The organism is Achromobacter sp. JCM 18799, from assembly GCF_055395645.1.
Genome location: NZ_AP043866.1, coordinates 6,120,876 through 6,134,308, shown reverse-complemented (window position 1 = coordinate 6,134,308; position 13,433 = coordinate 6,120,876). Strand labels below are relative to the sequence as shown.

Annotated in this window: 10 protein-coding genes and 1 tRNA gene; 3 read left to right on the top strand and 8 right to left on the bottom strand. The window is 64.9% G+C overall.

What is annotated here, in order from left to right:
• Positions 1–46: 46 nt before the first annotated feature.
• Complete coding sequence (locus ACZ5YA_RS29085) at positions 47–2,269, top strand: FUSC family protein (protein ID WP_251877646.1); 2,223 nt, start codon at positions 47–49, stop codon at positions 2,267–2,269.
• A 58-nt stretch (positions 2,270–2,327) separates the two neighbouring features.
• On the opposite strand, the gene yaaA is transcribed toward ACZ5YA_RS29085, so the two are convergent.
• The 3 genes from yaaA to ACZ5YA_RS29070 form a co-directional block, all read right to left on the bottom strand.
• On the bottom strand, positions 2,328–3,098 hold the full coding sequence (yaaA, locus tag ACZ5YA_RS29080) for a peroxide stress protein YaaA (RefSeq protein ID WP_464091576.1): 771 nt from the start codon (positions 3,096–3,098) through the stop codon (positions 2,328–2,330).
• Positions 3,099–3,112: 14 nt separating this feature from the next.
• Positions 3,113–3,895 (bottom strand): 3-hydroxybutyrate dehydrogenase, encoded by a 783-nt coding sequence (locus tag ACZ5YA_RS29075; RefSeq protein ID WP_059373828.1) that lies wholly within the window; start codon positions 3,893–3,895, stop codon positions 3,113–3,115.
• A gap of 102 nt (positions 3,896–3,997) precedes the next feature.
• Positions 3,998–5,215, bottom strand: a complete 1,218-nt coding sequence (locus ACZ5YA_RS29070) for a cation:proton antiporter domain-containing protein (protein WP_306633990.1) — start codon at positions 5,213–5,215, stop codon at positions 3,998–4,000.
• A 277-nt stretch (positions 5,216–5,492) separates the two neighbouring features.
• Between ACZ5YA_RS29070 and ACZ5YA_RS29065 the strand changes: the two genes are divergently transcribed.
• Positions 5,493–5,583 (top strand) — tRNA-Ser (locus ACZ5YA_RS29065).
• Between the two features lie 145 nt (positions 5,584–5,728).
• Here ACZ5YA_RS29065 and ACZ5YA_RS29060 read toward each other — a convergent pair.
• The 4 genes from ACZ5YA_RS29060 to ACZ5YA_RS29045 all read right to left on the bottom strand — a co-directional run bounded on the left by ACZ5YA_RS29060 (position 5,729) and on the right by ACZ5YA_RS29045 (position 11,000).
• Positions 5,729–7,318: a methyl-accepting chemotaxis protein gene (locus ACZ5YA_RS29060; RefSeq protein ID WP_306633992.1), complete on the bottom strand. Its 1,590-nt coding sequence runs from the start codon at positions 7,316–7,318 to the stop codon at positions 5,729–5,731.
• A gap of 435 nt (positions 7,319–7,753) precedes the next feature.
• Positions 7,754–8,371: a flavin reductase family protein gene (locus tag ACZ5YA_RS29055; RefSeq protein ID WP_059373825.1), complete on the bottom strand. Its 618-nt coding sequence runs from the start codon at positions 8,369–8,371 to the stop codon at positions 7,754–7,756.
• A 3-nt stretch (positions 8,372–8,374) separates the two neighbouring features.
• Positions 8,375–9,331 carry a carbon-nitrogen hydrolase family protein gene (locus tag ACZ5YA_RS29050; protein WP_118931708.1) on the bottom strand — a complete coding sequence of 319 codons (957 nt, stop codon included), beginning with the start codon at positions 9,329–9,331 and terminating at the stop codon, positions 8,375–8,377.
• Between the two features lie 16 nt (positions 9,332–9,347).
• Positions 9,348–11,000, bottom strand: coding sequence for an MFS transporter (locus ACZ5YA_RS29045; RefSeq protein ID WP_464091575.1), 1,653 nt, complete (start codon positions 10,998–11,000; stop codon positions 9,348–9,350).
• A 172-nt stretch (positions 11,001–11,172) separates the two neighbouring features.
• Here ACZ5YA_RS29045 and ACZ5YA_RS29040 point away from each other — a divergent pair, with 172 nt between their 5' ends.
• Positions 11,173–12,012 (top strand): IclR family transcriptional regulator, encoded by an 840-nt coding sequence (locus ACZ5YA_RS29040; RefSeq protein ID WP_059373822.1) that lies wholly within the window; start codon positions 11,173–11,175, stop codon positions 12,010–12,012.
• Positions 12,013–12,068: 56 nt separating this feature from the next.
• Here ACZ5YA_RS29040 and ACZ5YA_RS29035 read toward each other — a convergent pair whose 3' ends face one another.
• Positions 12,069–13,289, bottom strand: a complete 1,221-nt coding sequence (locus ACZ5YA_RS29035; protein ID WP_464091574.1) for a porin — start codon at positions 13,287–13,289, stop codon at positions 12,069–12,071.
• Between the last annotated feature and the right edge of the window lie 144 nt (positions 13,290–13,433).

Genomic DNA, 13,433 nt, shown 5'->3' with positions numbered 1-13,433 from the left:
CAGCCTCTCTATACTTGTTTCGTCGTCCTGAACCGAGCCCCTGCCCATGGATTTGCGCATTGCCAGCATCCGCCGCTTCCTCTACAGCCACTACTTCTTCGGAGGGGTGCGTCAGGGAGTGGGAATGCTGTTGCCCGTGCTGGTGCTGGGCGGCCTCTTCGGCAACTACACCACCGGACTGGTCGCGACCTTCGGCGCGCAATGCCTGGCCATCATCGACCAGCCGGGCGGGCCGCAGCGCCACCGCACCAACGAGATGCTGGGCGGCGCGGCGCTGGGCACGCTGACGGTCGTCATCACCGGCTTCGCATCCTCGCACCCCGTGCTGATCTGGCTGGCGGTCATCGCGCAGTGTTTCGTCTATTCGATGTTCACGGTGTTCGGCAAACGCGGCGGGCTGATCGGCTTTGCCGGCCTGCTGCTGATGACCCTGACCATGCACTCCCCGCTGGCGCCGCACGAGGTGCTGGCGCACGCCGCGGCCACCCTGGGCGGGGCGCTGTTCTATGTCGCGTTCAGCCTGGGCTTCTCGCGCCTGTTCTGGCTGCGCGAAGAGCAGCAGGCCATGTCGGTGGCGCTCTTCGCCACCGCCGACTACGTGGCGGCGCGCGCCACTTTCTACGATGAAACCGCCGACCTGGACGACGCCTACCGCGAGCTGATCCAGCGCCAATCCGTCATGACGGAAAAGCACCAGGCGGCGCGCGACATGGTGCTGCGCGCCCTGCCCCGCGGCAAGGGCCTGGGCGACCGCCAGCGCGTGATGATCTGGAACATGTTCGTCGACATGCTGCAGCTGCTGGACACGCTGGTGGCCACGCACACCGACTACGCGGCGCTGCGCCGCGCGCTGGCCGGCAGCGACTGCCTGATGTTCATGCGCGACGCGCTGGTGAAGATGTCGCTGGAGCTCAACCGCATCGCGCTGGACGTGTCGCGCGGGCGCAAGGTGCAGTACCGCAGCAGCGCCAAGGCCGAACTGCGCGCCATCGAATACGAGATCGAACAGCTCAAGCAGCAGGGCCTGGGCGAACGCGAGCCCGAGATGCTGGCGCTGATCGTCCAGGTGCTGCGCCGGCTGCGCAATTCGGCGCGCATCGTCGACCGCCTGGCCGACCACACCGCCGCCTCGCCCGACGCCAAGCCCACCGACGTGCTGCGCATCAACAAGTCGCTGACGCGCTTCATTTCGCGCCAGGAATTCCGCGTGGGGCTCCTGACCAGCAACCTGCGCCTGGACTCGCCGCACTTCCGCTACGCGCTGCGCGTCACGGCGGCCGCGGCCATCGCGATGACGCTGGCCAGCCAGTGGCTGTCGCCGGCGTTCTCCGCGCACAACTACTGGATCATGCTGACGATCGTCATCATCATGAAGCCGGGCTTCGCGTTGACGCGACAGCGCAATAGCTGGCGCCTGACGGGCACGCTGATCGGCTGCATCCTGGCCTTGCTGCTGTTCAACCTGACCGACCGGCCCGAACTGCTGTTCGCCGCGCTGCTGGGGGCCTGCATCATGGGCAACAGCCTGGTGCAGCTGAACTACATGGCCAGCGCCACCTTCAACACGCTGTTCGTGGTGCTGGTGTTCCACTTCGTGTCGCCGGGCACGGTGTCCATGTCGGTGATCGGCGAACGCGCCATCGACACGCTGATCGGCTGCGCGCTGGCGCTGATCTGCAGCTACATCCTGCCCTGGTGGGAAGCCCGCTACCTGAAGCCGCTGGCGGCCGCGGCCACGCGCGCCAACCGCGAATACCTGATCGCCGGTCTGCGCTACGTCGAGGCCATGCAAGCCCACGGCGCGCCCGTGGGCGCCGCCGCCGGCGAGACTCCGGCGGTCACGGACGCCGACCTGGCCTGGCGGCTGGCGCGCAAGAACGTGCACATCTCCTTCAGCAATTTCGCCGAGGCGTTCTACCGCATGATGAGCGAGCCCACCTCGCATCAGGTAAGCGTGCCGGAGCTCAACAACCTGCTGATCCAGAACCACATCCTGGCCTCGCAGATCACGGCGGCCATCCCCATTCTGGCCGGTCTGCCGGCCACGCCCGAAGCCGTGCAGCGGGCGCTGACCGGCATGGTGGACCTGCTGGACGAGAATCGGGTGCAGGCGCCCACCGGTCTGCCGACCCAGTTCGACACCGAAGGCGAACAGGCCGCGCTGGTCTATCCGGTCAAGCAGATGCTGAAGGCGACGCACATGATCCGCCAGGAACTGCACGCGCTGGCCGATCCCACGCACGCGCCGCCGGTGGCGGCGGCTGCGTGACTGCCGCCGCTTGATCTGGCGGAATGGGAAGAACCCGGGCGCGAGGCCCGGGACCGGATCAGACCTTGCGGCGGAACACCAGCTTGTCTTCCGACGAGGCGGAGGCGTCGAACTTGTAGCCTTCGAGGTCAAACCCCTGCAGGCCTTCGGGCTTGGACACCTTGTGCAGGATCGCGTAGCGCGCCATCAGGCCGCGCGCGCGCTTGGCGTGGAAGCTGATGACCTTCCAGGCGCCGTTCTTCCAGTCCTGGAACACGCATTGCACGACACGCGCCTTCAGCGTCTTCAGGTCGACCGACTTGAAGTATTCCTCGGACGCCAGGTTGACGATCACGGGCGTCTTCTGGCCGGCCTGCCGTTCGTTGAGATAGTCGGCGATGGCCGGGCCCCAGTACTCGTACAGGTTCTTACCCTTGGGCGTGGCCAGGCGCGTGCCCATTTCCAGGCGGTACGGCTGCATCAGGTCCAGCGGACGCAGCACGCCATACAGGCCGCTCAGGATGGCCACGTGCTCCTGCGCCCAGTCCAGCTGCTTGGCCGACAGGGTCGCGGCCTCCAGCCCTTCGTAGACGTCGCCGTTGAAGGCCAGCACCGCCTGGCGCGAGTTGGCCTGCGTGAAGCTGCGCTTCCAGTGGGCGTAGCGCTGCACGTTGAGTTCGGACAGCGCCGGGCTCAGGCTCATGAGCTCGGAGATATCCTCGGCCGACTTGGTTTTCAGCACCTTGATGAGGCCGGCGGCCTGGTCCACGAACAGCGGCTGGGTATGCGTCTCGATGTGCAGCGGCGAGTCGTAATCCAGCTTCTTGGCGGGAGAAAGCAAAAACAGCATTCCGGAATTCCTTTTTAGCGTGCCGTCCAGCCGCCATCGACCGAGACGGACGTACCTGTGATTTGCGCGGCGGCATCCGAAGCCAGGAACACGGCGGTGCCTCCCAGTTGCTCCGGCGTCACGAATTGCAGCGACGGCTGCTTTTCGCTCAGCAGTTCGCGTGCGGCGGTTTCCTGATCGACGCCATCCTTTTCCGCCAGCGCGGTGATCTGCTTTTCAACCAACGGCGTGCGCACCCAGCCCGGGCAGATGGCGTTGGCGGTGATGCCCTGGCCGGCCGTTTCCAGCGCGGTCACCTTGGTGAAGCCGACCACGCCATGCTTGGCGGCCACGTAGGCCGACTTGTTGGCCGAAGCCACCAGGCCATGGGCCGAGGCGATGTTGATGATGCGGCCGAAGCCCTGCTTCTTCATGTGCGGCAAGGCTGCTGCGGTGCCGTGGAACACGGCCGACAGGTTCAGCGCCAGGATCGCGTCCCATTTTTCGGCGGGGAAATCTTCGATCAAGGCGGTGTGCTGGATGCCGGCGTTGTTGACCAGGATGTCGATGCGGCCCAATTGGCGCACGGCGTTCTCGACCAGCTCGCGCACGGCCGCGCCCTTGGACAGGTCGGCGCCGTCGTAGATGACCTTCACGCCATGCTTGTCAGCCAGGCTGGCGCGGAGCTTTTCGATTTCGGCGGCATCGCCGAAGCCGTTCAAGACGATATCGGCGCCTTGCTGGGCAAAGGCAGTGGCGATACCCAGGCCGATGCCGCTGGTGGAACCGGTGACAAGGGCGACTTTTCCTTTAAGCATGAGCATTCTCCTGTGGTCGGGCACATTGGACGGGCCAAGCAAGGGTCAAGTGTAGCTGCCCGGCATGACGGCAATCATGCCATGCCCGCACGGCCCGCAGGGTCAAGCAGCGGGCGGAGTGTCGCGCGGCGCAGGAGGTTTCGGCGCCTCGTCCTGGGCCGATTCCGCCGTTGGCAGATCGGCCATGCCGCCCCGGTTTTCGGGTATGCGTTCCAGCAGCTTGATCAGCATCGGCACCACGCCCATCGAAATCGCCACGATGACGGACAGCACGTCGCGCTGTTCCAGGTTCACCAGATTGTTGTCCCAGGCTTCATTGAAGATGGCAAAGCTGAACTCCCCGCCCTGCGCCAACGCCAGCGCAAACAGCAGCCGGTGATAGCGCGGCAACCCGAGAAAGCGGGAAAATCCATAAAGAATCAAGGCCTTGACCAGTAGCAGCGCGAGTACGCCCGCGGCGATGAACGACCAGTGGTTGGCCACCACCTTCAAGTTCACGGACATGCCGATGGCCACGAAGAACAGGCCCAGCAACAAGCCCTTGAAGGGGTCGATCGCCTTTTCCAGATCGTGCCGGTAGCGCGATTCGGCCATCAGCACGCCCACCAGGAATCCCCCCAGGCCCGCGGACAGGCCGGCGAAGTCGAACAATTGGGCAGCGCCCACCACCATCAACAAGGCGGCGGCAGTAAACAATTCGTTCAGTTGCGCCTTGGCTGCCCAGCCCAGCAGGCGCAGACGGTAAGCGGCGGCGACCACCAGCACGGCGATCAGCGCCTCCTTGAAGGACGGCGCCGAGGTGCCGTCGGAGCCCAGCAAGCCCGCCGCCACCAGCATGGGGATCGCCGCCATGTCCTGGAACAGCAGAATTCCCAGCGCCGACCTGCCCAGCGGCGTGCGCGTCAGCACGCGTTCGTCCAGCAGCCGCAAGGCCACCGCCGTGGACGACAGGGCCAGCGACAGGCCGCAAAGGATCGCCGCCTGCCACTCCATGCCGGCCAGATGCCGCAGCGCCGCGCCGAACACCACCGCCAGCAGCAGCCCGCAAGCCAGCATCTGCAAGGAACCCAGCACGAAGACTTCGTTGCGCATGGCCCACAGGCGTTTGGGCGAAAGCTCCAGCCCGATGATGAACAACATCATCACCACGCCCCACTGGGACACATTGATCATGGTGTCCACATTGGTGACGAGCCTGAGGCAGGACGGCCCCACCAGCACGCCGGCCAGCAGGTATCCCGGAATGGCGCCCAGGCCCAGCAGCTGGGTCAAGGGCACGCACAGCACGGCCGCAAGCAGAAGGATAAGGATGAGATCCATGGGACTAGCGGTTCCGGGATGAGCGCCGAGACGAGAAGACTGCCGGGCAGGGACGCCGGGCAAGTGGAATTCTGGGCAAAGATCGCAGCCACTGAAAGCCAGTTGAAACCCGCTGTGGGGGACTTTCAACTACCCCCTTTACACAAACAAAAAAAATCCTGTAGAATTGCGGGCTTCGCTGCTTCGACAACGAGATCCTTCCGACCAGGGGTCTTTAGTGGAAGACCCGGCTCTGGGGCAACCCGGCCAGGACAACCGCCGTTACGAAACCCAGCAAGGAGAGGTGGCAGAGTGGTCGAATGTACCTGACTCGAAATCAGGCGTACGGTATCCCCGTACCGTGGGTTCGAATCCCACCCTCTCCGCCAGTATTCAAGCACTGATGATGAACTCAAAAGTGCGACTCAAAAGCCCCTTTCGAGGGGCTTTTGTTTTTCTGCGCCAGCCCCTTTCGAGGGGCTTTTGTTTTTTCCGCGCCAGCCCCTTGAGAGGGGCTTTTTCCGCGTTTCCCGGCTAGTAGGCCGCGAGCTGCAAGGCCGCCGGCGCCGCAACGGCGACGCCCGCCCGGCTACCCCCCGGCAACTTGAACGCACTGACCGCCCGGGTCAGTTCCGCCGTCTGATCCTGCATGGACCCTGCGGCAGCGGCGGCTTCTTCCACCAGGGCAGCGTTCTGCTGCGTCACCTCGTCCATCTGCGACACGGCCAGATTGACGTGCCCGATGCCATCGGCCTGCTCGGCGGAGGCCGCGGCGATTTCACCCATGATGTCCGTCACGCGCCGCACCGCGCCGACGATCTCCTGCATCGTCGAGCCAGCGCGCTCCGCGCTGCCGGAGCCCTGCTCGATCTTCTGCACGGTGTCTTCGATCAGGGTCTTGATCTCCTTGGCGGCCTGGGCGCTGCGTTGCGCCAGGGTGCGCACCTCGGCGGCGACCACGGCGAAGCCCTTGCCCTGTTCGCCCGCGCGCGCCGCCTCCACGGCCGCGTTCAGGGCCAGGATGTTGGTCTGGAAGGCGATGCCCTCGATCACGGAGACGATGTCGGCGATCTTGACGGAACTGGCCGAAATCGCGCTCATGGTGCTGACGACTTCGGTGACCGTGGAGCCGCCCAGCGCCGCGGTTTCAGACGCAGCCGAAGCCAGCTGGTTCGCCTGCACGGCGCGGTCGGCGTTCAGCTTCACGGTGGAAGACAGCTGCTCCATGGACGCGGCGGTTTCCTCCAGGGACGCAGCCTGCTGCTCGGTCCGGGAAGACAGGTCGGTGTTGCCCGCGGCGATCTCGCCGGAAGCGGACGCAATGCTGTCCACGCCCGCCCGTATCCTGGCGACGGTGCCGGCCAGATTGGCGTTCATGGATTCCAGCGCCCGCATCAATTGCCCGATCTCGTCGCGCGAAGTCACGCTTATGGCACTGGTGAGGTCGCTGGCGGCCACCGTGCGCGCCACGCGCACCGCCTCGGACAGCGGGCGCGTGATGCTGCGCGTCAGCAGGACTGCCAGCAACAGCCCGCTGATTACCGCAACGGAGCCGATGATGATCATCCAGAGATTGGCCGTGCCGTAGGCGCCTGCTATGTCGGCCGCGCGGGCGTCGATTTCCGCGCGCTGCAGACTGGACAGACGCGTGATCTGATCGATGAACTGGCGCGTGGCCGGCAGGAACTCCCGATTGAAAATCGTGTCGGCCGCCTGCACATTGCCTTCCTGCTTGGCCTTGAATATGCCGTCGCGGGTGCGCAGGTAGTCCGCCCGGGATTTCCGGATGCCTTCCCACAGCTCCTTTTCCTGATCGCTCTGGATCAGCGGCTCGATCTGCTGCTGCAGCGCCGAGGAATTACGGGTGGAGGTCGCCGCTTCTTCCGCGAAGAAGCCGGCCAGACTCGCATCGGCGCTCTTGGCGATCGCAGTGGTGCGGGTCACCCCGGACTGGATGTTGCGGGCCCAATCGTTGATCAGGCGTTCCTTGATCAGGGAACGCTGCGTGACGGTCTCGACCGATTCGTTGATGTTGGCCAGACTGACCAGACCCACCACGCACATGACGATGATCATGGCCAGCAGGATGGCGAATCCACCCGCAAGACGGGTTCCAAGCTTCATGTTGTTCATATTGCTCCCGGCTACTCCCGGGGCAAGCACGGATACGCACCCAGGCAGAAGCTCGGCGCCGGGCAGTCCCCGCCGCCAATGCAAGCCAGATGCCCGTAAGCCCCTGGATATCCGCCCCCAAATTTATGTCCGTTGTATATGAAAAATGCCGCCGAAAGCCTCTGTTGCGAGGGCAGACGAGACAGCCGGCGGAATGCTAACAGCGCGGATTTGGCCCGCATCGGGAGAAATGAAGAGCGAATTGACGCAAGCTCTTCCCTTTGCGTCGCCGGCGCCAGGCTGCCGGCCATCAATCTCGCATCCTTCGCGGTGCGCGGCCTTGACGCCACGCAAACGGACCGCCGGGAAGCCTGTCTCTTTCAGCTCGTCGTCCATAAAAAAAGGCGGCTCAAGCGAGCCGCCATTTTCCTCAGCAATCCTGGCGTGTCACAACGGCGCCGTCGGCCGCGCCAGCTGGAACAGATCCGTGCTGCGCGCGTACCAGCCGCCGCCGTGCATGCGCGCGATCAGCCCCATGGCCGGCGTGTCCATGTAGCCGCGCTCGGCGTCCAGCACGTAGGCATCGTCGACATGCGCGCCCAGCACCCGCCCGATCACCACGAGCTGGCGCGGGCCGGTCACGATGGTCGCCTGGCTGACGCATTCCAGCGACACCGGGGAGCCCTTGATCAGCGGAGGACGCACATGGGACGCCGGCAGCGCGGTCAGGCCGGCCGCGGCCATCTCGTCCACGTCCGCCGGGTAATCGGCGCAGGTCTGGTTCATCTGCGCGACCAGCGACTCCGGCACCAGGTTCACCACGAACTCGCCGTTCTCGATGATGTTGGCGCCGGAGTCCTTCAGTTCTCCGCTGGCATGGCGCATCAGGCCGATGGCGACCGTCGGCGGCTGATGCCCCATGACGTTGAAGAAGCTGAACGGAGCCGCGTTGACAACGCCTTTGCCGGAAACCGTGGTGAGCCATGCGATCGGGCGCGGGGTGACGGTCGAGGTCAGCACGTTGTAGACCGTCTGCGCCGGCAAGGCGCTGAAATCGAAATGCATGGATCAGGCCTCCTGCTGCCCGGCGTTCAGCGCCGACACGGCGCGCTTTTCGCGCGTGTCGACCTGCAGCTGGAACACGTCCGGACGGGCATAGTGGCCGGAAACGTCGAAGTCGTACTTGCCGCGCAGGATCTGGTTGGGATTGATGTCGGCGTACAGGATGGTTTCGGCGGAAAAATCCGGACCCGCCAGCACTTCGCCCAGCGGATCGATGATGGCGCTGCCGCCGCGCATCAGCACGGTATCGGGCGCATCGCCCAAGGCGCATTCGAAATCGTCGGGATAGGCATCGCGGCGCAGGTGCTGGCAGGCCGTGAGGACGTAGCAGCGGCCTTCCAGCGCGATGTGGCGCATGCTGGGAATCCAGGAATCGCGGTCATCGGCGGTCGGCGCGCAATACAGCGCCACGCCCTGGCTGTACATGTACATGCGCAGCATGGGCATGTAGTTTTCCCAGCAGATGACGGCGCCGATCTTGCCATAGGGGGTGTCGAAGACGGGCATGGTGGAGCCGTCGCCGAAACCCCAGATCAGGCGTTCGCCGGCGGTGGGCATGAGCTTGCGGTGCTTGCCCGCCAGCCCTTCGCGGCCATTGAAGTACAGCACGGTGCAGTACAGCGTGCCGCCGTCGGCTTCGATGCAGCCCATGACGACGAAGCTGTCGGTGTCGGCCGCGGCCTGGGCTACCAGCGCGACTTCCTCGCCATCCAGCCGGATGGCCTGGTTGTGATAGCTGGCGAAGGCGTCTCGGCCTTCGGGCTTGCGCATGCCGATGGGCGCGCCGAAGGAGTTGCCCTTGGGGTAGCCGCCCAGGAACGCCTCGGGGAACACCAGCACGCGGGCGCCCTGCTCCGCCGCCTGCCGGATCAGGGATGCCGCTTTCTGGGCGCAGGCGACGCTGTCGGTGGGAATGGACGCCGCCTGGATGACGGCAGCCTTGAAGCTCTGTTGCGTGGACATGTCTCTCCTTTTTTTCTCAGTGTGCAGCGTCTTCGTCGATGGCGCGGGCACGGGTGTTCGGCAGGAACAGGCTGCCGATGACGCCGACCACCGCGGTCACCACGACCGGATACATCAGGCCGCCAAAGATATTGCCGCTGGCCTGGGCCAGATAGGTGGCGGTAAAGGGCACGATGCCGCCGAAGATGCCGGCGCCGATGTGGTACGGGAAGGATAGCGCCGTATAGCGGATACGGGCCGGGAACAGTTCGACCAGATAGGACGCCACCGGGCCGTAGACCATGGCGACCACGGCCGTCATCAGCACCAGGATCAGGATGATGGTCGTGCGGTCGACGCGCGCGGGATCGGCGCGCTCCGGATAACCGGCGGCCGTCAGCGCGCTGGTGTAGGCGGCGCGGTCAAAGCCGTTGACGGTCGTGCCGCCCACGCTCATGGCGATGCTCTGGCCGGGCAGCGGCGCGGCGTATTCAAAGTTGATGCCCTTGCCCACCAGGAATTTCTTGGCCTGCACGCAGACCCTCTTGTGGTCGGCATGGCTGCCGATCATGGCGGCCTGCAGCCCGAAGTCGCAGGCGCCGCCGCTGGTATCGGCATGCACGCGCACCGGCGTGCTCTGCATAGCTTGCGCCAGGGCCGGGTTGCCCGCCTTGAGCAGCACGTCGAACATGGAGTGGTAGCCGATGGCGGCAACGAACAGGCCGACCATCATGATCCACTTGCGGCCGATGCGGTCCGACAGCCAGCCGAACAGCACAAAGGTCGGCGCGCCGATGATGAAGCCGATCAGGATCAGCGTGTAGACGCTGGTCTGGTCCAGCTGCACGGCCTGCTGCATGAAGATCATGACGTAGAACTGGCCGGTGAAGTAGGTGGCGCCCTGGCCGGCGGTGACGCCGATCAGCGCCAGCAGCACCAGCCGCAGGCTGGACCATTGGCCGAAGGTCTCCTTGACCGGATTCTTGGACAGGCGGTTCTGCTGCTTCATGCGGGTGAACACGGGCGACTCGTGCAGCTTGGCGCGCACGTAGATCGAAATCGCCAGCATCACGATCGACAGGATGAACGGCAGGCGCCAGCCCCACTGGCGGAAATCCTCGGCGCTCATGGACGCCTGGGTGCACAGGATCACGATCAAGGACAGGATCAGGCCCGCCGACGAGGTGATCTGGATCCAGCCCGTCAGCAGCCCGCGGCGCTTGGGTTCGCAGTGTTCGGCCACGTAGATGACCGCGCCGCCGTACTCGCCGCCCACCGCCAGCCCCTGCACCACGCGCAGGGTCAGCAGCAGGATCCACGACAGGTGGCCGGCTGATTCATAGGTGGGCAGGCAGCCGATCAGGACGGTCGCGCCGCCCATCATCACCACGGTGATGAGGAAGGTGTACTTGCGGCCCAGCTTGTCGCCCAGGTAGCCGAACATCACCGCGCCCAGGGGCCGGATGATGAAGCCCACCGCCAGCGCGCCCAGCGCGGCCAGCAGCGCCACGGTGGGGTTGTCCTGCGGGAACAGCACCTGGCTCATGAAGACGGCCAGGGTCCCGTAGATGAAAAAGTCGTACCACTCGAACAAGGTGCCCAGGGTCGAGGCCACCACCACCTGGCGTTCCTCCTTCCTGCTGAGCGTCGGACCGGCGTCGATCCGCTGCATTGCCACATTCGCTTCCATGCCTGCTTTCCCCAATCGCTTTAGATTGATAATGCTGTAGTCATTAACTATTATCAAACTTAAACCAAGGCCTGAAAAAGCTAGGGAAAACCCGGCGCGACGGTCGCGCCTCCTGGCCGGAAGCGCGACGCCCCGCTGCTACACTCGCGCCAGAAAAACAGTGGAGGCAGCAATGGCAAGGCCCGCCGGCAAGATGGAAAAGAACGCGGAACAGGCGCCTGCCGCCGCGCGCAGGGGCATCCAGTCGATCGAAGTGGGGTTCCGGATCCTGGACGTCATCCGCAAGGCCGGCCGTCCCCTGCCCCTGAAGGAAATCGCGGACGCCTGTGAATTGACGGTGCCCAACGTCCACTACTACCTGGTCAGCTTCCAGAAGGTGGGCGTGGTGCAGCAGCACGCGGATACCGGCCACTACGGCCTGGGGCCCTATGCCCTGCGGCTGGGCCTGGCGGCCCTGGAACAGTTCGACGTATTCACCACCGCCCGGCCCATCATGGCCGAAGTGGCCGCGATCACCGGCCACACCGTGTTCCTGGGCGTGTGGGGCAACAAGGGCCCGACCATCGTCTACCGCGTCGAAGGCGCCCGCAGCCGCCCCCTACTGGAACTGCGCGTGGGCAGCGTGCTGCCGCTGCTGTCCTCGGCGCTGGGCCGCAACTTCCTGGCGCACCTGCCGGAAGCCAGCACGCGCGAACTGCTGGAACAGGAAATGGCCTCAGCCGGCTCGGACGGGTACGGCGGCAAGTCCTATACGCAAAAGGACGTGCAGGCCATCCGCGAGGAAGTGCTGGAGCACCACCTCAGCCGTTGCCGCGACGCGCTGCTGCCGCACTTCACGTCGCTGTCCGCGCCCATATTCGACATGCTGGGCGAGATGAAGGCCGCCATTACGCTGATGGGGCCGGTGGGCGCCATCGACGACGACCTGCAATCCGATACCGCGCGACTGCTCAGCGAGAAGGCGCGCTCGATCTCGGCGACGGCGGGCTGGGTGGAGCCGCAGGCGCGCTGAGCGGCGTGCGGCAGGTGTCGCCGCCGCACCTGACACAAGGGCTCAAAAACAAGGGCTCAAAATCGTTGCGAGATGCCAAAGGCGAGCGTCGTGGTCGTGGCGCCCATCTCCCGCGGAACGTTGGCGGCGATGCCAAAAGCGGACCCTGAGCTATTCAAGAAGCCCGCCATCCGCGTGTAAACGCTAACCCGCTTGGACAGCTGATAGTCGTAGCCGAGCACCCCGCCAAAGGCGCGATCTGATCGGCCATTGATGGTCCGGTACAAAAGCAACGCTCGAAACACGTGCGGGCCTTGCAGCAGCAAGGAGCCGACCGACATCATCTGAGCGCCGTATGTGCCGGGCACGTTGGAACTGATCCTGCCGTATCCAATGGATGTCTGCAGCGCGCCCGTCGTATGGGCGGCGCTGATGGCGATCACATCGGTACGGGACGAATCCAGCGGAACCTTGTTACGCCCCACAGGATTCGCCGGCCTTATCGCACCGTAGGATGCGCCAAGCGACCACGGACCGCGCGAGTAGTTCGTCTGGATGCCCGCATAGCCATTGACGAACTTGTCGCTATTGCGGCTGATTTCGCCTGTGCCTACATTCCCGGAGTACCGCGGGGCATACACCGCATATATGACTACCCCGTCCATCGATGGAGTCTGGTAGGAAATCGCATTGTCGATCCGCTGCGGCAGCGGGGCGATGCCTGCCCCAAGATCTGTCACGAGCTGGGGGAAGAACGCCACTGGCGAGAACCGTTGAACGAAGAAGAACGGGTCCACCGACACGGGTAGCGCGGCGGGATATTGCCTGCCCAGCCTGAGCGTGCCCCAGGCATCCGAACTGACCGCTATGTTTGCCTCGCGGTTGTACGTACTGGTGGGATGCAATTGCCTGCCGTTCGTCGTATCGACGTCGCCTTCCAGACGAAAACTGACACGCACCCCGTTGCCCAGGTCTTCGACGGTCCGAATGCCCCAGAACGAATCGGAGACGCCGCCAGAGCCCATCCGGACGGTCCCCGTTCCGCCATTGCGTCCGTGCATCATGAAGGTATCGACAACGCCATACAGCTGCACCGTGGCCGCCCTCGAATCCGCCCAAGGCGCGCACGACAGGACCGGGATTCCGCACAGAAGCAATTGCAGTAACAGGCGCCGAGGCTTAATGCCGCCCGTTCGAACATCAATGGCGCAACGGCCTATTGCGCCGGCAATCGCCATTACCAGCGCAGCAAAAGCAGCTATCCGGCAAACCATGACGCCAACGCCGGCGACAAGCATGGGTTCGAACCCAGCATGCACAAGCAGCGGCAACCTACAGCCGGCGCAATCCTGTTGCGTTGGCAAACCTGACCGGGGCAACTGCCCCCACTGACGAATGGCTACATCTTGGCGCACGCATGTCTCCCGAGATTTGTTGTGGTC

Coding starts and splice junctions, on each gene's coding strand:
- ACZ5YA_RS29085 (WP_251877646.1), top strand. CDS start 47: ATGGATTTGCGCATTGCCAGCATCCGCCGCTTCCTCTACAGCCACTAC.
- yaaA (WP_464091576.1), bottom strand. CDS start 3,098: ATGCTGTTTTTGCTTTCTCCCGCCAAGAAGCTGGATTACGACTCGCCG.
- ACZ5YA_RS29075 (WP_059373828.1), bottom strand. CDS start 3,895: ATGCTTAAAGGAAAAGTCGCCCTTGTCACCGGTTCCACCAGCGGCATC.
- ACZ5YA_RS29070 (WP_306633990.1), bottom strand. CDS start 5,215: ATGGATCTCATCCTTATCCTTCTGCTTGCGGCCGTGCTGTGCGTGCCC.
- ACZ5YA_RS29060 (WP_306633992.1), bottom strand. CDS start 7,318: ATGAAGCTTGGAACCCGTCTTGCGGGTGGATTCGCCATCCTGCTGGCC.
- ACZ5YA_RS29055 (WP_059373825.1), bottom strand. CDS start 8,371: ATGCATTTCGATTTCAGCGCCTTGCCGGCGCAGACGGTCTACAACGTG.
- ACZ5YA_RS29050 (WP_118931708.1), bottom strand. CDS start 9,331: ATGTCCACGCAACAGAGCTTCAAGGCTGCCGTCATCCAGGCGGCGTCC.
- ACZ5YA_RS29045 (WP_464091575.1), bottom strand. CDS start 11,000: ATGGAAGCGAATGTGGCAATGCAGCGGATCGACGCCGGTCCGACGCTC.
- ACZ5YA_RS29040 (WP_059373822.1), top strand. CDS start 11,173: ATGGCAAGGCCCGCCGGCAAGATGGAAAAGAACGCGGAACAGGCGCCT.
- ACZ5YA_RS29035 (WP_464091574.1), bottom strand. CDS start 13,289: ATGCTTGTCGCCGGCGTTGGCGTCATGGTTTGCCGGATAGCTGCTTTT.